Source organism: Streptomyces sp. MH60 (assembly GCF_002939385.1).
GTDB lineage: Bacteria > Actinomycetota > Actinomycetes > Streptomycetales > Streptomycetaceae > Streptomyces.
In genome coordinates this window covers 35291-59654 of sequence record NZ_MULI01000008.1, presented here as the reverse complement: position 1 = coordinate 59654, position 24364 = coordinate 35291, and the positions used below count along the sequence as shown (strand labels likewise).

Annotated in this window: 30 protein-coding genes; 4 read left to right on the top strand and 26 right to left on the bottom strand. The window is 68.5% G+C overall.

Going from position 1 to position 24364, the window contains the following annotated elements; translation table 11 throughout:
- Nucleotides 1-215 precede the first annotated feature (215 nt).
- From BZZ08_RS08405 to BZZ08_RS08375, 7 genes are all read right to left on the bottom strand, one after another.
- The gene (locus BZZ08_RS08405) at nt 216-866 is read right to left on the bottom strand and encodes a hypothetical protein (protein WP_104631525.1); all 651 of its coding nucleotides are present in this window, start codon (nt 864-866) and stop codon (nt 216-218) included.
- Nucleotides 842-1090 (bottom strand): hypothetical protein, encoded by a 249-nt coding sequence (locus BZZ08_RS08400; protein WP_104631524.1) that lies wholly within the window; start codon nt 1088-1090, stop codon nt 842-844. The genes BZZ08_RS08405 and BZZ08_RS08400 overlap by 25 nt, the downstream gene beginning before the upstream one ends.
- On the bottom strand, nt 1091-1744 hold the full coding sequence (locus BZZ08_RS08395; protein WP_104631523.1) for a hypothetical protein: 654 nt from the start codon (nt 1742-1744) through the stop codon (nt 1091-1093).
- Between the two features lie 3 nt (nt 1745-1747).
- Nucleotides 1748-3991, bottom strand: a complete 2244-nt coding sequence (locus tag BZZ08_RS08390) for a hypothetical protein (RefSeq protein WP_133169165.1) — start codon at nt 3989-3991, stop codon at nt 1748-1750.
- On the bottom strand, nt 3991-4338 hold the full coding sequence (locus BZZ08_RS08385; RefSeq protein ID WP_104631521.1) for a hypothetical protein: 348 nt from the start codon (nt 4336-4338) through the stop codon (nt 3991-3993). Before BZZ08_RS08385 ends, BZZ08_RS08390 begins: the two co-directional genes overlap by 1 nt.
- A 71-nt stretch (nt 4339-4409) precedes the next feature.
- Nucleotides 4410-4928, bottom strand: coding sequence for a hypothetical protein (locus BZZ08_RS08380; RefSeq protein WP_104631520.1), 519 nt, complete (start codon nt 4926-4928; stop codon nt 4410-4412).
- A 14-nt stretch (nt 4929-4942) separates the two neighbouring features.
- Complete coding sequence (locus BZZ08_RS08375) at nt 4943-5362, bottom strand: hypothetical protein (protein ID WP_104631519.1); 420 nt, start codon at nt 5360-5362, stop codon at nt 4943-4945.
- 167 nt (nt 5363-5529) lie between these two features.
- Here BZZ08_RS08375 and BZZ08_RS38565 point away from each other — a divergent pair, with 167 nt between their 5' ends.
- Nucleotides 5530-5817: a hypothetical protein gene (locus BZZ08_RS38565; protein ID WP_133169164.1), complete on the top strand. Its 288-nt coding sequence runs from the start codon at nt 5530-5532 to the stop codon at nt 5815-5817.
- Between the two features lie 83 nt (nt 5818-5900).
- Here the strand turns inward: BZZ08_RS38565 and BZZ08_RS08370 are convergent, their stop codons facing one another.
- Entirely contained in the window at nt 5901-7346 is a 1446-nt protein-coding gene (locus BZZ08_RS08370) for a hypothetical protein (protein ID WP_157953324.1), read from the bottom strand.
- 230 nt (nt 7347-7576) lie between these two features.
- Here BZZ08_RS08370 and BZZ08_RS08365 point away from each other — a divergent pair, with 230 nt between their 5' ends.
- On the top strand, nt 7577-8101 hold the full coding sequence (locus tag BZZ08_RS08365) for an HD domain-containing protein (RefSeq protein ID WP_104631517.1): 525 nt from the start codon (nt 7577-7579) through the stop codon (nt 8099-8101).
- Here the strand turns inward: BZZ08_RS08365 and BZZ08_RS08360 are convergent.
- The 3 genes from BZZ08_RS08360 to BZZ08_RS08350 form a co-directional block, all read right to left on the bottom strand.
- The gene (locus tag BZZ08_RS08360; RefSeq protein WP_104631516.1) at nt 8098-8733 is read right to left on the bottom strand and encodes a hypothetical protein; all 636 of its coding nucleotides are present in this window, start codon (nt 8731-8733) and stop codon (nt 8098-8100) included. The genes BZZ08_RS08365 and BZZ08_RS08360 overlap by 4 nt on opposite strands.
- A 214-nt stretch (nt 8734-8947) precedes the next feature.
- Entirely contained in the window at nt 8948-9658 is a 711-nt protein-coding gene (locus BZZ08_RS08355; protein WP_104631515.1) for an NAD(+)--rifampin ADP-ribosyltransferase, read from the bottom strand.
- Nucleotides 9655-10380: a hypothetical protein gene (locus tag BZZ08_RS08350; protein ID WP_104631514.1), complete on the bottom strand. Its 726-nt coding sequence runs from the start codon at nt 10378-10380 to the stop codon at nt 9655-9657. The genes BZZ08_RS08355 and BZZ08_RS08350 overlap by 4 nt, the downstream gene beginning before the upstream one ends.
- 149 nt (nt 10381-10529) lie before the next feature.
- Between BZZ08_RS08350 and BZZ08_RS08345 the strand changes: the two genes are divergently transcribed.
- Both BZZ08_RS08345 and BZZ08_RS08340 read left to right on the top strand, forming a co-directional pair.
- Entirely contained in the window at nt 10530-10850 is a 321-nt protein-coding gene (locus BZZ08_RS08345) for an AbrB/MazE/SpoVT family DNA-binding domain-containing protein (RefSeq protein ID WP_342210971.1), read from the top strand.
- 22 nt (nt 10851-10872) lie between these two features.
- Entirely contained in the window at nt 10873-11190 is a 318-nt protein-coding gene (locus tag BZZ08_RS08340) for a hypothetical protein (protein WP_198601363.1), read from the top strand.
- Nucleotides 11191-11243: 53 nt separating this feature from the next.
- On the opposite strand, the gene thyX is transcribed toward BZZ08_RS08340, so the two are convergent.
- The 15 genes from thyX to BZZ08_RS08270 form a co-directional block, all read right to left on the bottom strand.
- Nucleotides 11244-11987, bottom strand: coding sequence for an FAD-dependent thymidylate synthase (gene thyX, locus BZZ08_RS08335; RefSeq protein WP_104631512.1), 744 nt, complete (start codon nt 11985-11987; stop codon nt 11244-11246).
- Between the two features lie 36 nt (nt 11988-12023).
- Nucleotides 12024-12689: a hypothetical protein gene (locus BZZ08_RS08330; protein WP_104631511.1), complete on the bottom strand. Its 666-nt coding sequence runs from the start codon at nt 12687-12689 to the stop codon at nt 12024-12026.
- Nucleotides 12689-12871: a hypothetical protein gene (locus BZZ08_RS08325; RefSeq protein WP_104631510.1), complete on the bottom strand. Its 183-nt coding sequence runs from the start codon at nt 12869-12871 to the stop codon at nt 12689-12691. The genes BZZ08_RS08330 and BZZ08_RS08325 overlap by 1 nt, the downstream gene beginning before the upstream one ends.
- 13 nt (nt 12872-12884) lie before the next feature.
- Nucleotides 12885-13055, bottom strand: coding sequence for a hypothetical protein (locus BZZ08_RS38780; protein ID WP_157953323.1), 171 nt, complete (start codon nt 13053-13055; stop codon nt 12885-12887).
- Between the two features lie 9 nt (nt 13056-13064).
- Nucleotides 13065-14894 (bottom strand): phosphodiester glycosidase family protein, encoded by a 1830-nt coding sequence (locus BZZ08_RS08320; protein ID WP_133169163.1) that lies wholly within the window; start codon nt 14892-14894, stop codon nt 13065-13067.
- A 41-nt stretch (nt 14895-14935) separates the two neighbouring features.
- A complete protein-coding gene (locus BZZ08_RS40090) occupies nt 14936-15571 on the bottom strand; it encodes an HNH endonuclease signature motif containing protein (RefSeq protein ID WP_446750243.1) in 636 nt (211 codons plus the stop codon).
- 101 nt (nt 15572-15672) lie between these two features.
- Nucleotides 15673-16548 (bottom strand): hypothetical protein, encoded by an 876-nt coding sequence (locus BZZ08_RS08310; RefSeq protein WP_104631507.1) that lies wholly within the window; start codon nt 16546-16548, stop codon nt 15673-15675.
- Nucleotides 16548-17207: a hypothetical protein gene (locus tag BZZ08_RS08305; RefSeq protein WP_104631506.1), complete on the bottom strand. Its 660-nt coding sequence runs from the start codon at nt 17205-17207 to the stop codon at nt 16548-16550. Before BZZ08_RS08305 ends, BZZ08_RS08310 begins: the two co-directional genes overlap by 1 nt.
- Before the next feature lie 110 nt (nt 17208-17317).
- Nucleotides 17318-18322 (bottom strand): fibronectin type III domain-containing protein, encoded by a 1005-nt coding sequence (locus BZZ08_RS08300; protein WP_107490998.1) that lies wholly within the window; start codon nt 18320-18322, stop codon nt 17318-17320.
- Between the two features lie 14 nt (nt 18323-18336).
- Nucleotides 18337-18612, bottom strand: coding sequence for a hypothetical protein (locus tag BZZ08_RS08295; RefSeq protein WP_133169162.1), 276 nt, complete (start codon nt 18610-18612; stop codon nt 18337-18339).
- A gap of 13 nt (nt 18613-18625) precedes the next feature.
- Nucleotides 18626-19009 (bottom strand): hypothetical protein, encoded by a 384-nt coding sequence (locus BZZ08_RS08290; RefSeq protein WP_104631503.1) that lies wholly within the window; start codon nt 19007-19009, stop codon nt 18626-18628.
- Nucleotides 19010-19510: 501 nt separating this feature from the next.
- Nucleotides 19511-20500 carry an HK97-fold major capsid protein gene (locus BZZ08_RS08285; protein WP_104631502.1) on the bottom strand — a complete coding sequence of 330 codons (990 nt, stop codon included), beginning with the start codon at nt 20498-20500 and terminating at the stop codon, nt 19511-19513.
- A 39-nt stretch (nt 20501-20539) separates the two neighbouring features.
- Entirely contained in the window at nt 20540-21052 is a 513-nt protein-coding gene (locus BZZ08_RS08280) for a hypothetical protein (RefSeq protein ID WP_104631501.1), read from the bottom strand.
- Between the two features lie 172 nt (nt 21053-21224).
- Entirely contained in the window at nt 21225-22121 is an 897-nt protein-coding gene (locus BZZ08_RS08275; protein ID WP_133169161.1) for a hypothetical protein, read from the bottom strand.
- Nucleotides 22122-22184: 63 nt separating this feature from the next.
- Nucleotides 22185-24359 carry a hypothetical protein gene (locus BZZ08_RS08270; protein ID WP_104631499.1) on the bottom strand — a complete coding sequence of 725 codons (2175 nt, stop codon included), beginning with the start codon at nt 24357-24359 and terminating at the stop codon, nt 22185-22187.
- Between the last annotated feature and the right edge of the window lie 5 nt (nt 24360-24364).

Here is a 24364-nt window from a genome sequence, read left to right as displayed (position 1 = left end):
CGGGCCGCTACCATGAGAGCAGAGGCAGCTGCCGTGGGCGGCTGCAAGTGGGGCCAGGTGACCCGGGGCAGACCGGGAGCCTGGCCCCGCGTCATTCTGCTGACAGACCAGTACGAGACCCCGTAGCCTTGCCCCCAGGACCGGCCCAGCTGGTCGCGTTGTTGGAAGAGAAGCCGCTCCCGCGCTCCGGCCAGAGACTCAGGGGGCGGCTTCGCTCATTCCCCGTAGTCGTACCGCTCGCTCGGCAGGGTGCCCTCGTTCATCCCGATGTTCGGCGGTGTCTGGCCCGGGTCGGAGCCGCCGTCGCTGCCATCGATGATGTTCTGGTAGTTCCCGGAGGGCACCGCGTTGCCGCCGAGCTGGGTGCCCATCGGCCAGAAGTACTTCATGTCGGGGTCCTCGGCCGCCACGAACGAGCTGGCGGCCCACTTCTCGGTGTCCTGCGGCTCGCGGGTGGTCTCGAAGGTGATGGTCGGCGTCCAGAGCATCGCGCCGATCTGGTCGCCCCACTCGAAGCCCGTCAGCGGCACGCCCTCGCGGTCGAAGTTCCGCGCCGGGATCAGGACTCGCATGTCGGGGAACCGGTCTCCTGCGGGCAGGCCCGGGTCCATGACGTAGTCGGCGTAGCGCTGCATCCAGTCGGCGAACGCCTTCCGCTCGCTGTACCCCTTGAGCAGGACCCGCAGGTAGAAGCGGGACGGGGTCGCGCGGTGCGGGTAGTAGGCGCGGGAGTTCCGGCCGCTGGAGCTGTCGGCGACCATCACCATGCCGTGGCCGACGGCGTCGACCCGGGCCCGGAAGACCTGGTTGGCGCCGCCCCGGGGGTAGGTGAGGGTGCAGTTCAGGCCCTTGCGTCCGTCTGCCACGACTCGTCCTCCTCGGGGTCGGGGACGGTCTCCACGCGCCGGTCCAGCGGGTTGAAGGGCGCGTAGGTGGGCGTGGCCAGCCGCTCGTGGTCGGCGGCCGACAGGTCCGGGAAGAGGCCGTCCACGGTCATGGTGAAGCCGCCCATGTCCACGATGCCCTTCAGGTCGCCTGGGAGCGGCTGCGGCATGGACACGGGTACGTCGGAGCCCCACTGGTTCGCCATCTACTCCTCCTGCCCCTTGTCGGTCTCCTCGCCGGGCTTTCCGTCGATGAGGCCGCCGTTGTACTCGGTCTGCTTCCAGCCGATGCCCTCGCTGATGCGGGCGATGTACGAGGAGATCGCCTTCTCCTGCGCGGCGTCGACCGCATTGTTCGACGAGCCCGCCTTGACCAGCGAGTCGCTTCCGGCCTGCACGATGAACAGCTGGATGCGGTAGCCGTGGGAGAACTTGCCCGTCCGGTGCTCGATGCTGGCCTGGCCGTCGAGGTCGGCGACCTCGGTCAGGTAGACCTTCCAGCGCCAGTTGTGCGGCGGGTAGTTGAAGACGGCCGGGGCGTGCATCTTCCCCAGGGTCCGGGAGTCCCTGGACTGGTAGTCCATGATGGCCCGGCACTTGGCGACGAACGCCTCGTGCAGGCGCCAGCTGACCCCGGCGTGGTCCGTGTTCCCGTCGGGAGACGGTCCCGCCTTGCGGTTCTCGCCGAGGTGCCCGGCCACCGTGATGTCGCGCAGGGTCGCACCGGTGACGTGCACGACCCGGCCGCCGACCGTCTGCGTGACGGTGGTGTGGATGTCGAATCCCCAGTCGATCGAGTCGGGGTTGATCCGGAAGGTCACCTGGGGGCCTCCGGCGAAGCCCAGGGATGCCAGCGCCATGGCCTACTCCTGGTAGCTGGGGTTCGACGGCCACGGGCTCAGCGGAGGCTGCGCGGTCGCGGCCGAGCCGCTGACACCCGTGGAGTCCATGACGGTCAGCAGACGCCGGGCCTCCGCCGACAGCGTGATCTCCAGCTTCTCCCGGCCCTTCTTGTCCTTCTCGGTGTGCTTCTTCTCCCACTGGGCGTACGACTCGCCCTCCTTCTCCGTGGCCTTGGCCTCCTTGGAGAAGTCCCGCAGCGGGTCGACCTTGTCCTTACCGACGATCTCCTCGACGGTCTTGCCCGCCTGGTCGCCCTCGACGACGACGGCCTTGCCGGACGCCAGCTCGTTGCGGTGTCGCTTGATCGCGTCGGCCAGCGGGATGACCTTCTTGCCGTCCTTTGTCGACACAGCGACCTTCGAGTCGTTGTCGCCCTTGATCTTGTTCAGCAGGTGGTAGATGACCGGGTCCTCCTGGCCACCCTTCTTGTCGTGCCAGGCCTGGTAGGCGTTGTAGGCGTCGGAGTTGTGGCCGCCGAAGCCGAGGAAGCCGCCCTCGTGCTCGCGGTCCAGGTCGCCGCCGAGCGCGTTCTTGCCAGCGCCCGGCCCCCGGTCGTTCTGCGGCGCCCGCATCAGCTCGCCGACGCCGGTGGCGACCTGGTTCTTCTTGCTGGTCTCCTTCTGCTTCTTCTTGTCCTCGGCCGACGTCTTCTCCGACTGTGCGGCGGCGCCCTTCTCGTTGTACTGCTGCACCAGCCACATGGCCGCCTTCACCGGGTCGCTGCCCAGGTCCGGGAGACCGGAGAGCGTCGCGACGGCCTGCGCGAGCGCCGGAGAGTCGTTCGGGTAGAACTTCCGGATCATCTCCTCGGCGATCTGCTGGACAACGTCCTCGGAGAGGTTGCCCGCGCCGCCCGCCTTGGAGATCTCCTCCTTGATCCACGCCTCGACGCCCGCCTTCAGCACGGTCCGGGCGATCGTCTGGTCCAGCTTCGCGTCGGCCGCGAGCTTCCCCGTCACCCCGGCCGTCAGGTAGTCGGACACGCTCATGCCGGTCGTGGAGGAGGCCATATAGGCCCGGTTCAGGCCCAGACGCTGGGAGACATCCACGTCCTGGAACGACCGCCCGTACCCGATCTTGATCTGCTGCTCGGCCGAGGCCACGTCGGTCGCGGAGGAGCCGTAGCCGTTCTTGATGGCCGTGTTCATGAGCTGGGTGAACTCGGCGCGCTGCATCTGAGCGTTGATCCCGGCCTTGCCCGCGCTGTCGGAGACTGCGTTCAGGGCGTCGTTGAGGTCGTTGAGGCTGCCCAGGGCGTTCTTCGAGTTGACCTGGAGCTGCTGCAGGCCCTCGTCCACAGTCTGCCCGCGCCGGGTCTTGCCGTGGTACAGGAAGTTCAGCGCGTCCTGGCGGCCGATGCCGTCCTCGACCTTGGAGTTGTAGCCCAGCTTGGTCACGCCCTTGAACGCCTTCCGGGCCTCCTCCGACGAGAACACCATCGGCGTCGACCAGCGGTACAGCTCCTCGTGAGCCCGCTCGGCGAAGCCGTCAACGTTCGAGCCGCCCTCGATGGACTGGTAGTAGGCGTTCTTATCGCGCTGGGAACGGATCTCGGCCGGGATCTGGGTCGCGGCCGACAGCGCGGTGCCCGCCACAGCGCCCCACGGACCGAACGCCAGCCTGCCGACGGCGGGCAGCATGGCCCGCGTCCAGGACCCCGCGCCGGTCGATGAGCCACCTCCGCCTCCGCCAGGGTGCGAGGGCGCGACGATCGGCCCCGGGTACGGGCCGGGCTGGGGACCGTTGTACGGCGTGGGCCCGTACGGGGTGCCGTAGGGAGAGCCATAGGGCATGCCGTACGGGTACGGATACGGCATGCCGGGAACGGGCGGCGGAACAGCCGGAGGACCCGGCGCGGGGGCTGGAGAGGTCGGCCCGGACGGCGCCGGAGGCTGGCCAGCGGGGTTGCCGCTCCGGTGCTGGGGCTGGCCGAGGATGACCTGGCTCAGGAAGGACGCCGCCTGCTGCTGCAGCCACTGCCCGGTCGGGGCCACCGCAGGCGGCACCTGACCGCCCAGGAGCGCCTGCGGGCTCAGGATGTTCTGGCGGGCCTGACGCAACGCGGTCGCCGCGCTCGACGGCAGGTTCTGCTGGCTCTGGTTCTGGTGCATGAGCGCCTGCAGCTGCATGACCAGCCGCTGCAGGGAGCCCGTGAGCCCCTGCGGTGCGCTGCCGTCCCCAGAGGGCGGCGGAGGCGTCGCCATTACTGCCACTCCCGATCGAATCCGTCGCTCATGTCCGGCACCGGCGGGGCGTCAGCACCCGCGCGCCCGGCCCCAGACACCGTGACCCGCGAGGAGGACAGGACCTCCTGCATGCGCTCCCAGTCGTCTGCAGACGCATCGCTCTGCCAGTCGACGGCGGAGTAGTCGAAGTCCCTGTCCTCGTCGGCCGCCGGATCGAAGTCGTCGTCGGAGTCCGGCTCCCGCTCGATAACCTCCAGCGGGTCGCGACCGGCCGAGACGAGCGCCAGCCGCAGCCGCTCCTCCTGGTCCTCACCGGCGGCCCAGCCGTCCGCGAGGATGAGCAGCTCCAGGCCGAACTGCTGCACCCTGGACAGGCGCCGCCCCGAGAGCAGGCCCCGCCGCTCAGCGATCCGCAGATGGCGTTCCAGCCACGGGTCTACGCGGCCGGGCCGAAGGCTTTTCCCATGGCCTCGACGACCTCGGCCACCTTGTCCTCCAGCTCCAGGTACTCCTGCCAGACGCGGTTGATCGTCGGCTGGTACCAGTTCGCCTTGACGTACCCGAACCGCCGGTGCGCCCACTCGGCCAGGTCCTGGTCCTCGCCGTACGGGGACGGCAGCGACTCGCCGTCGACCGAGTCCACGCACATCGCGACGACCGCCGTGGTGTACGCGAGCTGCTCGCCGCCGTCCTTGTACTTCGCCGCGACCTGGGCGATCGCGAGCTGGTCGTCCAGGCCCAGGGTGCGGATGACGAAGGTGTGGCCGAGCCAGGAGAACTCCTTGGTCAGCGCGCCCAGGTAGGTGAGGCCCTTGAAGGGCTCGGCGTAGCCCTGGTCGAAGGACGGCAGGTCCGTGCCGTCCGCGCCCTTCAGCGGGGCCGACGGCTCCGGCGTGGTGGCCTTGCGGCCCGGCCGGTCGGCGGGGTCGTAGGTGCCGTAGGTGGTGTCCGTCATCGTCGTGCTCCTGGTCAGCGCAGGCGGGTGGAGTGGGTGTACGCGCAGACCACGGGCTTGGCGACGTCCAGGCCGCCGACCGTCAGGGTGTCGCCGTCCATGATGTCGACGATCGTGACGTTGTGGTAGATCTTGCCGCGCCAGCGCGAGGGGTTGGACTCGGTGCCCGGCGGCTTGATGATCGTCTGCGCGGTGACGTAGTTCGCCGTCCGGGACAGCCGGTCGAAAATCTCGACGATGTTGTTGGTCCCGGCCATCCCGGCCATCTGCTCCCAGTGCGCCTGGTTCCACAGCTCCTGGATCGTGAGCTGCAGGGTGGCGCCACCGAGAACCCGGGACGTCGCGATCTCCACCGGCGTCCGCGCGCCGAGGGGCTGGATGAATGCGTAGGGCTGGCCCTTGTCCGACCAGGCGCGCTGCCCGGCGTCCTCCACCGAGTTGAGGAACGCGATCGGCTTACCGGCATAGACGAAAGTGGAATATCCACTTCCAGTTACGCGGACCTTTCCTGCAGGCACGCTCACCACCCCATCCGTAGGTCTCACCCACTGGGGCGGGATGGGCGGCGACGGACAGCAGCGGGCCGCGCTACCGTGAGGCCATGCGTACAACCATGGTCAGAGCACAAGACCTGGCAGCGAGGTCCTGGGGCGCCGTCGAGCACTTTCCAGGAGTCCCGTCGGAAGAAGGCAGACGTCTGGAAGCGGCCTATCAACGTGCCAAGGCGGTGCACGACGAGGCTCCAGACGAGGGCAGTGCTGCCATCCTCGCCATCCTCGCCGACGTCGCCAGGAAGCGGTCCCGCAGCCGCCCGGCGAACTACGCCGACCGTGCGGCGGTCCTGGCCGACCGCGAGCTGTTCACCCGGATCGGACTCCTGAAGGACTGACAGCAGAGGACCCCCGGCGCCCTCACACCAGGGGTCCTCCATAAAGCGCGGCAGGGGCCCGTCACGACGCCTGCCGCGCGGGCTCAGGCCGCCTCCTCCGTCGCCTCCGTGGTCGTGTCGCCGGTCGACAGGTCGACCGCGAACTTGATCACGATGTAGTTCATCGGGATCGGCGGCTTGTACGAGAACGTCCCCTCGATGATCGACGGGTCCGCCGACAGCTGCCGCACCTGCACGTTGGCGTACGAGACGATCACCTCGTCCGACACCGCCTGCTCCAGCAGACCGATCAGCGACGACTTCACGCTGATTGTCATCTCCGTCGTGATCGGCTCACCGATCAGCCCCGAGTTCTGCATGCCCGTCTGCAGCATCTGCAGCAGGGTGTCGCCGACCCGGGTCATCGAGATCTCCTGCGTGAGCACCGACGTCATCAGCGTCGACACCCCGTGCCGCACGATCAGCTGCGACGCCTGGTTGATCTCCGCCACCGCCACGCCGGACTTCGACAGGTTGTTCTTGAACGTCCGGGTCATGCCCTGGGCGATCGTCGCGGGCAGGCCGGTGAACGACGTCAGCGACTGGTTCGTCAGCCCGCGCGCGACGGGGTTGCGGGCCAGCCGTCCGGCCATCGCGGCCGCCAGGTAGAACCCGTCGATCTCGGTGGAGGCGTTGACCGCCGAGTTGAACGCCAGCAGCCGGTTCGGATACACCAGCGCGAGACGCTTGCTGCTCTGCTGGACCGCCAGCTGGTCGTGCCCGGTCGTGTTGTCGTACGTGGTCGCCACGCCCGTGAAGGCGATCCGGCCGTAGCCCTCGGCCGCCGCCGTCTCGCAATGCAGCTTCACGTCCGTCAGCAGGTTCGCCACGTTCGTCGGCGTGTGGGCGTCGTACGCACCGTCCACGAGCAGCGGCACCAGGAGCTGAGCCCGGTAGTCCGTCTCCAGCTTCTTGTACGCCGCCTTCAGCTGCGCCTGGAAGTCCCCGGCCGTCGGGTCCGTCGCCACGCACAGCACGCTCGACGCGCCGTTCTCCAGGGCGATCTTCGCCGCCAGCGTCAGCGGCGACGCCACCTGCGAGGCCGTCGGGTCCGTCGGCGCGACCGATACCAGCGATGGGCCGTACGTGGCCACCACCTGGTCGAAGTCCTCGAAGACCGTCGGCTCGTAGTACGTCGCCGACGTGAAGGCGTACGTGACCCGGACCTGGTCGCCGTCCTTCAGCCCCTTCGGACTGGGCTGCGTCAGGTCGCCCTCGTCCGCAGACAGTCGCCGGATCTGCGTGATCGCCGTCGGCGCGCCGCCGGACCCGGCCACGACCTCGAAGGTGTAGTCGGTGCTGTACTCCATCACCACGCCCGCCAGGGACGTGACGACCGGCGCCGCGATCGCGGGCGGCCCCACCACCGCCGTCGTGTAGACGCCCTTCTGCGTCAGCGGCGTCGCCGAGCCGGAGTAGACCGTCACCACCTCGGAGAACGTCTCGTAGCCCAGCGCGGGCCCGATCAGCGTCACGGTCGAGGTCGACACCGAACGCGGGGTGACCGTAGGAGTCGATTCGTCGGAGACGTAGACGCCAGGCGGCGTGTACGTCGCAGAAGAGATATCGGGCATGCCACCCACCAGTCGCGTCGGCCAGTTGTCACCCCTTGAGGGCGACAGCAGGCCGACGGACAGCGAGACCGCACGAACTACTAATCTGGGAGAAATTAGTAGGTCAACTAGTAGTTCCAGTAGGAGTTCGTGGTGGGATTGGCCCCATGGAGCTGACCGTCATTCAGACCTACCGCCTCGCCCGAGACGCCCACGCAGGCCAGGCCGACAAGATCGGCGTCCCGTACATCGAGCACGTCGAGGCCGTGGCCGAAGGGCTCGCGCCGTTCGGCAAGGACCTGGAGCGGGCAGGACTGCTCCACGACATCATTGAGGACACGGACTGGACGGCCGAGGCCCTCGTGAAGGCCGGAGTTCCCGAGCATGTCGTCCGCATCGTCGAGGCCGTCACCAACCAGCCCGGCGTGCCCTACGAGGAGAAGATCCGGCGCATCACCAAGCAGCGCTCCGCCGCCCTGGTCAAGGTCGCCGACAACGCGCACAACAGCCGTCCCGACCGTGCCGCCCAGCTTCCCGAGGACAAGCGACAGCGCCTCGCCGAGAAGTACTCCAAGGCCCGGGAACTCCTCTGGCCCGCCGTCGGCCAGCTGGACGTCGAGATGATCGTCTCCATCGTCAACCCGGCCCTCAAGCGCGAACTGGCCGACAACGTGCGCACTTTCTGGCCCTAGTGCCAGACGTCGAAGCCCTCGCCGCGCGCCTCGTTGTCCAGGGTGAGGTCGACCGTGGGCGTGATCTGGATCTTCGACAGCGGCACGATGACACCGGTCTCCGGGTCGGCCGCGAAGTCCCCAATCAGGTCCACGGCCAGCGTCCGCTCGTACAGCACCTCGTCCGTGCCCCACGGCGTCCCCGGCTCGGCCGACTCCCCGGTCGACTCGATCTCGTCCGTGCGCAGCGTCAGGTCGATCAGGTCGTTGGCCTCCAGGTAGACCCTGAACCGGCTGCGCACCGTGTCGAACCCGGAGAACGCGATCGTCGCGATCAGCTCGTCGTAGACCCGGTCCCGCTCGACGCTCGACAGCGCGACGATGACGAACTCCCAGGACCCCTCGAATTTGAAGCGCGTGTACGGGTGCGTCCGGCCGCCGGTCACCGGGTCGACGTCCTCAGTGTGCTTCACACCGGCCTGCTTCAGCGGGCCCGTGTCCGAGTAGCGCACCCACACCTGCGGCAGCCGGATCTGCTCGACCGGGTACTCCAGCGAGCACCGCAGCCCCCGGAACTCCGTCACGGGGTACTGGTCGTCGAACACCGCCTGCAGCGCCTCGACCGCGAGCGCCTTGACCCTGGTGATGTACACGTACGCCCCTCCTCCGTCACCCCTTGAGGGCGCGGCAGGAGGGGCGGACAGGCCCTCTGTGTCAGAAGAAGATCCGGGGAGAGAGTAAGTACTTTCGCCCCGACAGCCGTCCTATAAGTGTGAGGCGCTCTCTCACAAATGGTCCATGCAGTTCGACATCAGGCTCCGGGCAAAGAGTCACTGATGAAGGGCTGCATGGACCGCTGTCCCGGAGTCAGTGCCAGTCGTCGTCTTTGTCATGATGTCCGAGGTCCTCTTCACCGACCACGGTGAAGCCGTGCCGGGACCGGACGTCGTCGTCGTTGTTGCCCCGGTGGTTGCCGTTGCCGTCGTACTGCGGGTCCTTCTCGACCGGGCCGTTGGGGTGGACTTCGTAGACGCGAGGGCGCCCGCCGTGGGTCAACGCGGCCTGGTCGGCGTAGTGCTCCGCGCTTCTCCGGCTGGTGGCGTACGCGTAGCCGGGCTCGTGGACGCCGAGGTTGTTGCCGAAGTTGCCCTTGGTCCCGTGGTTCGGATGTACCTGCTCCAAGTCCTTGACCGTGGTGCCATGCCAGTACCTCGGCGCGGGCTCACCCTCGGGGTCGGACGCCTGGTCGTGGAGGTGCACCGGCACCGGGCCGTGACCCATGTTCTGCAACGCCTTCAGCAAGTGGGCATGGTGCAGATGGTCCTCGGGATGCGTCTCCGAGCCGTCGGCGTGGTGGTAGATGTTCTCGCCGTGGTCGGTGATGTTCAGCCCAAGCTGGCCGTGCTGCTCCGGACTGTAGCCGTGCTGGCTGATCGAGTCGGTCAGCCTGCGCACGTGCCTGTCGTCCAGCCGGTCATACGCGTGACCCACATTCAGTTCCGAGGGGTCGATGTGCTCCTCGGAGTCGACCGGCGCCCACTTACCCAACTTGTTGATCTCCGACCAGACCAGTGTCATTTGAACTCCTCGCCGTGCAAGCGTACGTAGTTTCTCCACCCCTTGTCTGCCACGTAGACCCGCCCGGCCAGCAGGCCGTGCTTCTGCGCTGCCAGGGTCATGGAGGTGTTCAGGAACGAGCGCGGCTTCAGGCCCGGGTGCCGCCACCAGACGCCGATGTTCCCGGGGTGGATGGCTCCAGGGCGCTTGCCCGGCCGCGTCCACGGCTGCTTCGCCTCACGCCACCCGATCCGGCCCGGGGCGCCCGGGTAGTGCGCGGGGGTGTCGGAGACGACGACCTTCAGGCCCGTCTTCGGGTCCCGCCGGTAGACCTTCTTGCGCTGCCCGATCTTCGCCGCCCGCCGGAAGATCAGCACCTGCACCTTGCCGGACTCCGTGACCCGGGTCTTCGCCTTCGGGTTGTCCCGCCGCTCCTGGCCCGTCGGGTCGTCGATCCACATGGGGATCGTCTTGCCAGCCAGGTTCCGCATGGTGAAGGCCTTCGTGCCGTGGTCCTGGTACCAGACCACCTGCGTCGCCCACGAGATCCCGAAGTACCCCTTGCCGTAGATCGGCTGCATCCCGCGCGCCGCCGCGCCGCTCATCTTCGGCATCCGGCGCCGGGCCTGCCGCACCGCCTCCCGGGCGGCGGCCTGGGCCCGCTTCGGGGACAGGCCCTTCTCGATCATGATCATCCGGTCGGGGGTGGCGACCAGGTGGACCTCGGGGACCTCGGCCTGCACGCGTGCCTCCTCTGTTCACCCCTTGAGGGCGGCGGAGGAGGCGCGGACAGCCCCGGTGACTACTAAGGACGATGGTAGAATGTGAGAAAGTTGGAATGTAGGAGAGTTTGATAGTTACTAGTTCTGGGGTAGCTTGGTAGCACGGAAACATGGAAGGTGACAGTGGGAGGACATCCATGGCTACGGCTACGTCCAGGACTCGCGTGCGTGAAAAGGGCCAGCTGACGCTGCCTGTACGCGTGCGTGAGGCACTGGGGGTCTCCCCAGGAGATGAGCTTGAGTTCGAGGTCAGCGACGCAGGTGTCGTCGAGGTCCACGGACTGAAGAAGATCCGCTCCGACCAGACCTGGTTCTGGACCAAGGAGTGGCAGGAGGGGGAGCGCCAGGCAAGCGAGGACATCGCGGCCGGACGCACCACCGTCCACGAGAGTGCCGACGACATGTTCGCGCACCTCAACGCAGACGACTGACCCCTAGCATCCGGAGGCCCTATTGCCAACGTTCGAGACCGCTGCCCACTTCAAGCGCGACTTCAAGAGGCTCAGCCCCGAGGACAAGAAGCGCTTCGAGGACATCATTCAGAACAAGTTCGTTCCGGATGTTGCGGTAGGGCAGTTCCGGCCCGGCCTCCGGGTCAAGCCCGTACAGGGAGTCAACATCCCTGCGGGCGAGAGTCCCATCATGGAAATGACCTGGGCCCCCGACGGCCGGGCCACCTGGCAGTTCGGGCCGATGGTCCGGGAAGGTGAGCCGCACGTCGTCTGGCGCCGGGTCGGCGGGCACGAGATCTTCGTCCCTGGGCCCGCCTGAGCGCACAGCAGCCCGCCACCGTCTGGACTGGTGGCGGGCTGCTGTGCGCCTGGCTACGGTGCGACGCGGCCGTTGGCGTTGAAGGCAGCGTAGGTGAGCGGCATGAGCCGGGCCCACTCCGCCTCCATCTTCTCGCCGACCATCTCGATCTCCCGCTGCGGGAAGGAGGGCACCTTGGCGTCCGGGTGCGTCGTGCGCAGCCCGAGGAAGTGCATCAGCGAGCGCGCGTTGCAGGTGGCGTACAGCGACGAGTAGATGTTCAGCGGCAGGACCGTGCGGGCCACCTCGCGGGCGATGCCCTGTTCCAGGAGGGTCTGGTAGACCTCGTATGACTCCAGCGCGCTCCTCGCCAGTAGGTTCCTGGTGAGGTTCATCTGCTCGTCGGTGCCCTCGACGAACTCGTACTTTCCAGGGCGCCCTTGTTGGACCAGCTTGCGGTCCGATGCGGGCACGTAGAAGACCGGCTCCAGCTCCTTGTATCGGCCGGACTCCTCGTTGTACGACCAGCCGACCCTGTGGCGCATCATCTCGCGGAAGACGAAGATCGGGGCGCTGACGAAGAAGGTCATCGAGTTGTGCTCGAACGGGCTGCCGTGCCGGTCCCGCATGAGGTAGTTGATCAGGCCGGAGTCCTTGGCCAGGTCAACGATCCGCTCGTGGCTCTCTCCGACGGTGGATACACGGGCGGCAGTGGCCACGTCGGAGTCGGCCGCGTCGTGCTTGACCAGCTCGACAGTGACGTCGTTACGGATGGTGAACGGCGTGGTCTCGTCGGGTGGCAGGATCTTATCGGGCATGGCGGTACCCCTGGGTGGTGGTCTTGGCGGGCGAGGTCAGTCTTGCTCGTACAGCGGGATCAGCGGAGCGCGAATTATTTCCACGTCATCGAACGACGGCGGCGTGTGCCCGGTCCGGGACAGGATCTCGATCAGCGGCTCAGTGGCCGGAGGAATCAGGTAGGCCACCGAGTCCTCGTCCTCGACGGCCGCGCGCGCCAGGTTGTACGCCGTGGCGGCCTCACGCTGGTACGGCGTACCGAAGCCGGTGCGCAGCGTGGTCCGCTGCGGCACGCGCAGCTGCAGGCGCTCGCCCGTGGCGCGCATCGCGTAGTCGCCGCTGTGCACCCGGAAGTCGCTGGTCGTCTCCAGGTGGACCTCCTGCGGGGTGACGACGCCGCGCGCGGTGAAGGACTGGGAGTCGTCGGCGTCCGTGAAGATGGCCGGGCGCACGATCAGCGCCCGGTAGCCGCCCTCGAAGCGGGTGCCGAAGCAGGACGGGCACTTGTTCCGCGACGCCTGCCCGTACGCCTTCGAGATACGGTCGCTGGCGCACACCGTGCACAGACCGACCAACTGGTTCTCGTAGTCCCGCGCCGTCCACAGCAGGCAGAACATGACGTTCTCACCCAGCATGTGCAGGGCCTGGCTGTGCCTGAGCCGTTCCTGGTCGACGGCCCAGGACTGCTTCGAGCGGACGTACTCGCCCCGGACGGTGCTCATCAGGCCGCCGGAGCCGGGACCGGGACGACAGCCTCGGCGGAGAAGACGGCCGCCCGGGTGGAGGCCGGGATGACGCCGTAGTGCTCGTCGCTGAGCACGACGACGTCCTCTCCCTGGTATCGGCTGCCGTTCGGCAGTACGACGTCCTGCAGACCGGCCTTGAGTGTGACGGTGTACGCCATGGGTGACTCCTTGTCAGGTGGTGGGGCAGATGTGCAGGATGCGGAACTTCTCGGCCTCGTAGAGGGAGACGACGGTCTGGCCGTGGCTGCAGACGCGATGCGTGCAGACCACCTGGTTCGCCTCGATGTTCGTCAGGTCGAACTCCCGGGATGGTGCAGGGCCTTCGTGGGCGCAACCGGACATGGCTCCTCCTTACGCTGGTCCCAGAGTTGTGACGGTTCCCTTGCCGCCCCGGTACTTCAGCACCCCGGCCTCGACGTACAGGACCCCGCCCGTGGGCGTGGTGGCCGGGGTGGCCGCGACGTTCTGCAGCGGCAGCCCGGTCCCGTCACCGAGCTGCTCGACCACAGCAGCCGTTGCCGCCGTCAGGTAGCTGATCTGCGTCTGCAGGCCGACCAGGGCTTCGTTGAGCGGTGCGTCCCAGCCCGAGATTCCGGCCGGGATCGTGGAGACCGGGGCGGGCTGCACATCGTCAGGGACGACGACGACAGCCGTGGCCACCGACCGCTCGTACGGGATCGTGTCCTGCGTGTTCCAGGTGTCTCTGGGGCTGTTGCTCAGCGCGTTACTGACGACCATGGCGGTGTCCCCGCCGCTGCCCAGCCCGACAGCCTCCGTCGCGCCGAGCCAGAGCATCAGGTCGGCAGCCTCCGACCAGGTGAGCCCCACACTGCGCCCTGGATTGCGGCCGTCGACCGTCACCAGCAGGAACTGACCGGACGCGGTCACCCCGGCCAGAGTGCGCGGATGCCGCTGGACAGACGACAGGTTTGGGGCACCGGTGAAGGACGTCATGCCGTTCGCACCGATGTTGACCGACTTCGCTCCTCCCCGGACCAGAGCCGGGCCGCCTCCGGCCACACCCGACAGCGTGGGACTTGTGACCGCCGCCCCCGCCGCGTCGGTGATGCTCGCCGTAGGCGTGACCATCTCCCCGACCTTGGCGTGCGTCCGCAGCCAGTCCGCGCCCGTCCCGATCCCCTGCAGAACCCGGCCGCCCGTGGGGATGGCTCCGCCAGCCGGAGAACGCAGCTCCTGCACCACCCAGTTGCCGTTCATGACGACATCGACGCTGTTGGTCACCCCCTGCCAGGGGGCAGGAGTCGCGGCGCCCCACTCCGGGCGGAAGATGACGACCTCGTCGGGGTCCGTACAGATCAGGTTGCGCCACGGCTTCAGCGTGGGAGTGGCAACACCGTCGACCACAAGCGTGTCGCCGCCGACGCCGCCGCAGCCCAGGACACGGCTGGGCACCCGGTTGATACCGTCCACGGCCCTCTCGGCCCCGTCAACGGTCTTGATACGCAAGGACGAGGACGCCTCTGTGACCCGGACCCGCTGCCCGACGCCCTCCAGCAGCAAGGCGGTCCGCCCGTTGTTGGCGGCGCTGAGCAGCGTGTTGTCCTGCACGTACAGGCCCTGCGGGACCTCGTAGCCGGAGTGCCCGGCCATGGTCTTGATGTCGAACTCGCCGCCGTTGACCGCGACCAGAGCCCTGCTCGCGACGGCCATGGAACGCACCGTCTTCGACGTGCTGACCTGCGCGCCGTGGACCGCCTTGAGCCGCACCTTAGCGTCGGCGTCCACACGTACGACCCGGACCTCCCAGGGTCCTTCCGACGGAACGCCGTCCTCGGCCGTGTAGATCACCCGGCCCTGGTATCCCGCACTGACCAGCGACGCCTGAAGCGTGACCGCCTCGTTCATCTGCTGAGGGGCGAAACTGCCCACCCGGACGGCGTAGCCGATCACGCCGCCCGCCGTGTCCGCAGCCGCGAACGCGGTGAGGGTATCCAGACGGCTGGCGAATCCCAGGCCGCTCAGCTCCGTCACCAGGGCCTGGGCGGTCGCCTGATTGCCGTACGTCTCAGGACCGCCGACACGCCAGGCCCACACGGACCACACGTTCGACGCGTACCCCTGGGTGAGTTCCTGGTAGGTCACCCCTGGCATCAGCGTCGACACGGGGCCCGCTGCGAGGGTCTGGCCCGCACTGCCCAGCGGCATCTTGTTCGCAGCCAAAGGGGGGCTCCTTCCGGTCACCCCTTGGCGTTGCTGAACCGCTACTTGGCAGCAGCCTTTCTTGCTCTTGCGCGAGCCTTGGCGTTCTGGTCGTTGATCCGCTCGCAGGCGCGGCAGCGACGCTTCCCTGTGGTCGAGTCGTACTTCGTGTTCTCGGGCGTGTACTTATGGCCCCGGCGGCACGTTTCGCACCCTGCTCTGGAGAGCGACACGTCAGTGGGTGCGGGGCGGTCCCTACCGGTCCTCTTCTTGTACATCCGGTCGCGATTGCACGCCCGGCACTGGCGAGTCCGGTAGCCGCTGGTGCTGGTCACCCACTTCTCGTTGTCCGGCTTCCAGGGGTGGCCATTCGCGCAGCACTCAGCGAACTCCGCCCGCTTGCGGGGCTCATTGGCCCTACGGGCGTTCTCGCGATGCGAGTCCACGGCCTCAAGATGAGCGGGGTTGCAACACCGCCGGTGGAGACACGTCTTGCCGCCAGGGCATGTCGTGTCTCGGTTGTGGCAGGTGTGGTCTACGACGTGCCCGTCAGGGACAGGGCCATAGGCGAGTTTGAAGGCGAAGACGTGGCACGAATTGCGTCCGGCCGCCCTGTTGTTGAACTGGCCGTACCCAGTCGTCTTGACGACGGAGAGAGTCCACGGCCAGCATGCGTCGGCGCCCCCCGACGAGTCCACGTGGGCCCAGAAGTGGGCCACTGGATCTTCGACTGGAGGACGCCCGCCTTTGATCTTCTTGTCTGCCACAGAGGAATGGTATCCACTGGTCAGGCTAGTAATCAATGGAAACGAGTAAGCCACCTAGGTCGCGCAGCTTCGGACAAAGGTAGGCGAGTTGGGCCGTATCTGCCATAGGCGCCCCCACTCACCAGAACCCGGGCGGTCCCCAGGCCCAGGTGAGAGATCTTGAAAACGTCGAGCTGCTGCTTCAGCACCGGCTCCTCGACCGCCAGGACCTCCTCCCAGCGGTCCTTGTAGTCCCGCCGGTCCAGCCGCGACACACCCGAGCCCGACTGCACTTCCGGCTGCTCGACGTACGAGCGGATCAGGTGCCGCAGGCACTCCACGTACAGCGCCGACTCCAGCAGCGACCCCCACTTGGCCACCGGGAAAGAAGCCCCGCCGTCACCGTCGATCGTGTAGGTCTGGTACGGCTGCGCCATCGTGTTCAGGCGGCCGACAGCGATCCTGAGCAGCTGCGCCAGCCGGTTCCGCCCGAAGTTCGACTGGATGTAGGTCTGTAGGTGAGGGCCCTCGGTGGCGTAGTCGAACAGGTCCGAGAACCGGTTCCACGTCTGCTCGATGATCCCCTTCATCGGGTCCGCCAGGACGTCGTACTCCGGCGCGGTCTTCCCGACCTCCAGCCAGACCCGCCACTCCTCGTCCGACCCGCCCACGGTGTACGTCCACACCAGCACGTACGGGCCCGGAGTGGCCGTCTCCTTCGACGACAGACGCACCGAGTACTTCCCGGCCCCCGGATGGTCCGCAGCCCGCGAGAACACCTGCGTGGCCGCGTCGTCGTCGTGCAGCAGCGCCGCCGTGACCGGGCCGTCCGCATCCCCCGGCGAGCCCTGACGCATGACCTGCAGCCCGAACTCCGCCGCCCCGTACCGGGAAACGTAGGCCCGGTCCGTGTACTCGTCGGCCGCCATCAGGTGTCCGTCGAGTTCACGAGCAGCGCCGTGCCGCGCGCCGTCACCAGTCGCGCGGACCCCGTCTTCGTCGTCGACCCCAGCTGGGTCCACATGTGGATGCCGAAGTTGTGGGAGCCCGCGCTGACCGAGCGCATGCCCATCACCGGCACCATGTACGTCCTCTGCCAGCCGGACCCCGACGTGTGCACCTGCTCCACGCGGATGTAGGAGCCGCCGTCACCCAGCAGCGCGTCCGCGCCGTCGATCTGCGTGCGGAAGTAGAGGTTCATCGTGTACAGCGACTGGACGGCGACCTCGACCGCCAGGTTCACCATCAGCGACCCCGGCCGGTTCAGGTTGAACGTGCCCAGCTTGTAGTAGACGTGGGAGTCCAGGCCCAGCGTGATGTTCGGCCGCGCGTACCCCGGGAACACCGGCGGCGCACTCAGCACCTCACGCCACTGCGTCCCCCGCCACTCCAGCTCCCGCCGCGTGTCCGTCTCGTAGATCCGCATCCCGGACTGCGCCGGACCCCACGCGGGCCGCGACTGCGACGTGCAGATGAAGTGCCCCGGATAGGCGTCCAGACGCGCGTTGTTGTCGTTGAAGTCGCCACGCAGGAAGGGGTCGGACTGGTCGAAAGTCTTCAGCCCCAGCCGTGGTGTCGTACCGCTCATCGGATGCCCTCTCCTCGGTCGCCTTCGCCCCTTGGCGGCCGATGACCGGGCACGAACAGCAAGCAGCCCCGTCCCGAAGTCGCGGGACGGGGCTGCTGGACCAGCTGAACTCAGACCACGGTGTACGCGTTGGACGCGGGCGAAGTGGCGTTCTGCAGCTGGCCGATCGCGGTGACCGTGAAGGTCACGTTCGCACCGACCGTCAGGCCCGGCACGTTCGCGGTGAGCACGGCCGGACCGACGTGGACCTTCTGCCCGGACGACGCCTTGACGTCATAGCCGCCCGACGGCTGACCCGACGAAGGGGCCGTCCAGGTGACCTTCGCCGTCCCCGCCGTCCCCTCGGCGGCCACCGTCGGCTTCCCCGGCGCCGTCGGCGCACCGTACGAGCCCGGCACGAGCGTGCCGTCCTGCCGGTAGATCGGGTTGACGGCGTTGTCCGGCGCCAGCGACGTCGGACGGATCAGGTCCTCGTTCGACGGCTTGACGGCCGCCGACCAGTCCGAGTACGGCCCCGTGCCGTTCTCGTTGCCCGCCCGCACACGGAACCTGTAGCCCAGGCCGCCCGTCACGTTCTCGAAGCGCAGGCTGGTCTTGTCCGCCCCCGCGTAGAAGTGGCCGCCCGTGTCCGACTCGACCACGTACTGGAGGACTTCCGCGTCGGACGGATCCGGCACCGGCGTCCAGGACACCAGGATGTACCGGTCGCCCGCCGCCGCCGTCGGAGCGGCAGGCTTCAGCGGCACGGCCGTGTTGCCGACCGGCTCCGCGCCGAGGTTCGACGTGTCCAGCGTGCCGTCCATCCACAGGTCCGGGTTGATCAGCTCTTCCAGGCCGTTGCCGACCGGCGAGTCCGTCAGTGTCGTGTCCTTGTTGCTCGCCGGGGGCGGCCCCGACGGCGGCTTGTACGCCGGGTACACGTCGTTGACGGTGCCCGCCAGCGTGTCCCGCGTCCCCAGGATCGGCGTCGGCGTCGGCTCCCACCCCTGAGCGTCCACCAGGCCCGCACCGCTGGTGTCGGGCTGCGTGACCGCCACGGGTCCCGAACCCGGCTCACCCTTGGTGCCGACCGCCGCGTCGGTCTCGTACGTGCCGGTCACATCCGTAGCGGCCATCGCAGCCCGTCTCCCTACTTCTCGGCAGGCGCGGACGCCTGCGTCTTCTTCGCCGCGCGCTTACGCGGGGGTGCCTTCTCCTCGGGCGCCTGTTCGGCCACCGAGGGATCGGTTTCGGCCACCTTCTCCGGCTCCGGCTCGGGCTCCGGAACCGGCTCGGGCTCGACGGCCTCCGCCACCGGCGCCCCGAAGGCCACCGCCACGTTGTGGAGGCTCTCGTACGGGCTGCCGCCGACACCCGAGGTGTCGAGGGTCCCGGTGAGCAGCAGACGCCGCTCGTGCTCGCTCATGGACACTGGAGAATCAGCCCTTCTGCAGCGGGTCGATGACCACGCGCACGTCGCGGTCCACCTTGTTGTAGGAGTTCGACTCCTCGTCGTACACGTAGTCCACCCGCACCGCCGTCAGCGGCTTCTCGCCGACCGGCTGCCGCTTCTGCACGGTCCCCAGAACGCGCTGCAGCTCCTCGTCGCCCGAGATGTCGTCGTCGATCACCAGCACGCCGCGCTTGACCGCCTTGACCAGCGGAGCCTGGAACGCGGTCTCGCGGGAGATGATCTTGACGTCCTCGCCCGTCGCGTCGCCCTTCGCCTCGAAGCGCAGGTACGACTTCGGACGGTCGGCGTCCGGAGTGACGACCACGACACCGCTCGACGGGTTGGAAACCTGGAGCTGCTGGACCGGCATGATGCCTCCTCAGAAAGGGGGACGGAGCTTCCGTCACCCCTTGAGGAGGCCAGGCGCACCCCAGACAGCACTCGACCCCCGGGAAGGGGAACCCGGGGGTCGAGCTGGCGGCCGGAGAACGGAGCCGCACGAGGGCCCACCACAAACCCTCACCCCCTACAGGCGGGGTGGGGACAGGGGACAGCAGCAGTGGCCGAATTTACTCTCCGCACCCGGAAAATCACCGAACCGACTTCACACCGGGCTGAGACTCTGCCAAGGTGAGAATATGTCACCCGCCAAGATGACCCGAGAACGCCAGCGGCAGTGACCCTCGTTCCCCTTCGGGGGCGAGGGCTCACGCAGGCCCCGGTCGCCAGCCCACGCGACCGAGCGAGGCCATGAGCCGCCTGGCGGTAGTTCCCGAAGCGTGGGCAGCGCGAAGGCCCTCCCCAGACGACATGGGGAGGGCCTTCGACGATCATGCCAGAAGGGAAGGGCTGGGGTATCCCCAGCCACGCCCTACGACTTGTCGATCCGTGCGAGCCCACGCGGGTTGAGGATCAGCATGCTGATCATCTCGTCGAAGACCCAGCCCTTCCAGAAGCTCTCGACGCGGTGGTTCTCTTCCACGTCGAGGCTGTACAGGACGGGGAAGACGCCGAGGAACTGCGGGTCCGGCGTCAGGAAGGTCTGGCCCTGCGGGATGACGATGGAGCGCTGCAGCTGGAACTCGCCGAAGCTGGTGATGGTCTCACCGGCGACGACGCGGTCCTTGAACGCCCAACCGGTTTGGTTGATGTCCCACCTGTACATGTCCCGGTAGTCCATCGGGTTGATGAGGATCCGGCTGGACTGCAGCTCGTGCATGTCGGTCATGGAGACCGCGCTGTAGAGCGAGCCCGGGGTGAGGTAGCCGCTCGCTTCCGTGATCACGTGGTTCGGGGTGACCGTGTGGTCGGCGCGGCCCGCGTAGTCGGAGATCGCGGCCTGCAGGATGGTGACGAGGCGGGAGTCCTCCTGCTTGAGGATGGCCTGCTTGGTCTCGTCCTGGGCCTGCTCGACCGCGTTGATCCGCAGGTAGAGCAAGTCTTCCTTGCGGATGGCCGGGCGGGAGGCGATGCGGAAGAACCGCACCTGGATCCGCTTGCCCTCGAAGGGGGTGATGCGGACCTCGCCGTCGGTCCCGGACATGATGTACGCCTGTCCGAGGTCGTCCCAGACGTCGTACTCGACCGGCGTGCCGGGGGTGCAGGGGTCCTCGACGAGGACGTTGCGGGTGATGCCCTGGTAGCGCAGCTTCAGCTGGATCGGGCCGATCATGCCGACGCCGAGGCGCTTGATGCCGTTGACCTGGTCGGAGGCGACGGCCTGGAGGCGCTGCTGCTTGGCTTCGAAGGTCAGCGGCTGGCCGCCACGGGCCTCGCGGCGGGCGAGGATCTCGGAGACGTAGTCGTCCGACTTCTTCGCGGTGACGCCGCCCTTGTGCCCGGTGGTGAGCGTTGCGGTCATGGTGTGGGTCCTTGTTCCTCTCGCTCGGCTCGGGCGCGCTTAGCGCAGGCCGCCGACGGTGATCTTGGAAGCGCTGTTGACCTTGAGCAGGCGGCCGACAGCCTGGGTGGAGATGGCGGTGGCGACGGAGCCGTTGGTGGCGAGGGCGAGCTTGCCCCGGCCGGTTCCGGCGGTGATTGCGTAGACGAGCTTCTCGGTGCCGTCGCCCGGGTCGACCCAGGCCTGGGTGTCGTCGAAGGCGGGGGCGAGGACCTCGAACTCGGCGTCGGCGCCGGGGACCCAGACGGCGGTGGCGTTGACGCCGACGTCGAGGAGCGGGTCGAAGCCGTCGCCGCCGACGTAGTCGGCCGCGAAGCCGTAGGGGACCTGGTTGGGGCCGATGAGGGTGACCAGCTCGCCGCTGGTACGGGCGAGGACCATGCCCGGGTAGATCGGGACGCTGCGGTTCCAGGACGGGTCGAGGAACACGGACTTGGGCGTCGCCTGAGTCCATGCGTAGAGAGGACGGAGGGTCCTCTTGATGTGCGCCAGGTTGGCCCGCACGCGGATCATGTGTTCCGCCCTCCATTGGGGTCTCGGCTGGCCGCCGATCCCGGCGGGCCTTCTTCACCCCCTAGGAGCGGGCAACTGGTAGTGGGACAGGGACTGGTGGCAAGGAATTTTTCTGGTGGGTGTGACGAAGGGCCCGGCGGGGAGGTCCGGGCCCTTCGTCTGCGGGGGTGTGTCAGTCGAACAGGTCGGTCAGTTCCTGCTCGCTGCCCGCCGGTGCCGTGGAGGCGGCGGAGGCGGTGACCTGGGAGGCCAGGGACGGGGCGACGCGCTCGGTGCCGCGCGAGGCGACGCGGGCGTTGCCGGTGGGTGCGGTGGTGCGGGAGGCGGTCTTGACGCGCTCCAGGACGCCGATCTCGTAGTTGATCATGGCGTCGCTGAGCTTGGTGTCGGCCTCCAGGCTGGCGGCGACGGTGAGGTCGTCGCCCTTGGCCAGTCCGGCCTGGACCTGGAGGCGGGCCAGGCGCAGGCAGGCGTGGGTGCGGCTGGGGCTGGGAGCGGAGCCGCCGCCGGTCTGGGACATCTCGCCGTCCTTCGGCGGGGCCGAGTTGGACTGGTTGTCGCTGATGGTCCAGGGGAAGGCGACCTCGGGCTGCATCGGGTCGCCGACGCGGACGTCGGTCTCGATGCGGAGGGACTCCGGCGGGGTGTGGGCCTCGTCGAGGTGGCCGGAGACCGGCGCGGTGACGTCGGCGAGGTTGTTGTAGGGCGGGGTGGGGATGGTGGCGCCCGGGGTGAGGGCGGTGTCGGTGGCGGCCGCCGGGACTCCGGCGGTGGAGTTGCCAGTCTGGCCCGGGGAGCGGGGGTCGTCGTTGGTCTCGGGGGTGGCGGCCTGCTCGGTGGTCTCGGACGGGGCCTGCGGGGCGGGGTCCGGGATGGGCTGGGCCGGGTTGGCGATGTCGGCGGTCTTGGCGAGGGCGGCGACTTCGTCGGTGACACCGGCCAGGCGGGCGATCAGGGCGATCTGCTCGCCCTGCACCTTCAGCTGGGTGGCCTGCTTTGCCAGCTGTTCGCGCTGGTCGTTGATGACGGCCTGCTGCGCGGCCATGGCGGTCATGAGCGGTCGGCTCATACTGGGCACTCCTTCAAAGCCTCGGCGCTCACGACGGTTGCCGTGGGCGGTGTTCGTCTCTTGTCAGCTCCAGGCGGGCTTTTCGACAGCAGGTGCCTTGGAGTAGTTGGAGTTGATCTCGCCCGGGGTGAGGAGCTGGGCGCGCTGGCAGCTGGGGCAGACGTCGCCGGAGACGATGCCGTCGGTGGCGCCGTCCGGGTTGCCCATGTCCTGGGTCTGGGGCGGTGTGGCGTCGGCGCCGTAGCCGCAGGACGGGCAGAACAGGTCGGGGAGGCCGTCGCCGGGCTGGCCCTGCATCGGGGCGGGGGCCATGCCGTAGGGAGAGTCGGCGTCGTCCTGGTCGAGCTTTTCTTCCGGGCCGTCGGGCTGGTCGGGCCGGTAGGGCATGTCGGGGCCGGGGGTGAACGGGTCGCCGGTACGGTCCTTGCCCCAGCCGGGCAGTTCGCGCGGGCCGACCTGGCCGCCCTGTTCGGGGTCGGCCATGTCCTGCTGCTGGACGGGGACGTTGCCCTCGGGGTCGATCTCGTTGGGCTGGATCATGCCGTCGCCGTTGCGGTCGGACACGGCCGGGCCGTCGGTCTGGGTGCCGTCGAGGGCCTGGTCGCCGTACGGGGACGGGGGGAGCCCGTTGTCGTCGAGCTGGTCGGGATCGACCATCTGCTGGGACGGGTCCTGCGGCGCGTTCGGGTCCTGTGCCGGGTCGCCGGGCTGGCCGTCCTGCGGCATGGCCGTGCCGTCCTGGTCGACGCGCTGGAGTTCGCCGTTGTCGTCGATCAGGGTGGGGTCGACGATCTGCTTGCGCAGGTCGTTGGTCTTGGCCTTGTCGAGGTCGGGGTCGCGGAACTGCTCGGGCGGGGAGATGAAGCCGCAGACCTGGCAGGCGAGCCCGTCGAAGGTGTCCATGTCGCCGCAGACGGGGCAGTTCGGCTCGCGGAGAGTGTCAACGTCGGCGGGTGCCTTGATCTCGCCGTAGGCGACGGCGCTGATCGTGCCGTCGGCGTTGATGAGCACGGAGTCGATGAGGCTGGCCGTGTGCGGCGGCTGCGCGGTGCTGGACATCGGGTACTGCCGCGTCCACATGGCCGCCTCGTCCTGCCGGTGCGCCTCCTGGTTGAAGGTGCGGCCGTCGTGCGGGACCGGCTCGTGACCGGTGGCGGTACCGCCCGCGTGCTGCCAGGCCGCGTTGTGGCCGTTGCGGACCAGCTCCAGGTCCTGGTTGCAGGTGCGGCAGAAGGGGCTGCCGACGGGCAGGTCGCCGTTGGCCGTGGTCTGGAGGCTGTTGAGGCTGGGCTTGAGCGGCGTGTAGGGCTTGGTCTTGGTGACGGCGTCCTGGCGGCGCTGGCGGTCGGCGGGGGCGCCGTCCTTGGGTACGGCGGGTGCGGCCGGGGCCTGGTGCCGGGCGGGCTCGGCGAGCTTGGGCGCGGCGCCGTCCTTGCCGTCCTCGTCGTCGTCCGCTTCGGGGTCGTCGGAGTCGAAGTCGGCAGGGTTGAACTCGGCGGTCTTCGCGGCGGCCACGTTCAGGAGGTCGCGCGCGCTGGGGGTGAGGTCGACGGTCACCTTCTGCTGGGAGGCGGCCTTGCCGATGCCGGTGGCGTCCACGCCAAGAAAATGAGCCGTCGGGTCCGCCGGGGGTTCGACGAGGACGCTGTTCTCGAAGAAGGACAGGCCGTAGCAGGTCTCGCGGACCAGCTCGCCGATCTTCTTGCCGGACGCGGTGCGCCGGTAGATGCGCTTGCCCTTGAGGGTGGGGATGTGGGCGCAGTACTCGGCGGGGGTGCGGGCCTCGTTGCCGCAGGCGGAGCATACGGAGCGCTCGACGTCGCAGCCCATGGAGGTCCGGTCGACTTCGCCTGCGAGGATGGCCTTGGCCAGCTTCGGGAAGCGGACGGCGTCGATCTCCATGAGGACTTCGGCCCAGGTGTCCGGGGTGCCGTCGGGGTTCTTGTCCTGGTGGAGGGCGGCGTCGATGATGACTCCGCGCGCGCGCCGGTGGTTGTCGTTGACGTGGTTCACGAAGACCGGCTTGCCGACGAAGGTCTTGTACGCGGCCTCGATCTCGGCGGAGGGGAACTCGTCGTGGTTGTCGTTCGTGCGTGAGCTGATGGCCCTGCTGCGCACGTACAGGTAGCCGGGGCGCGCCTCGTACTGGAAGACCGCGCGGTGGGCCGCCTTGGAGAAGCGCTGCTGCTGGTCGCCGAGCGACGCGGCGATGATCTGGGCCGTGGCGAACTTCAGCACACCGG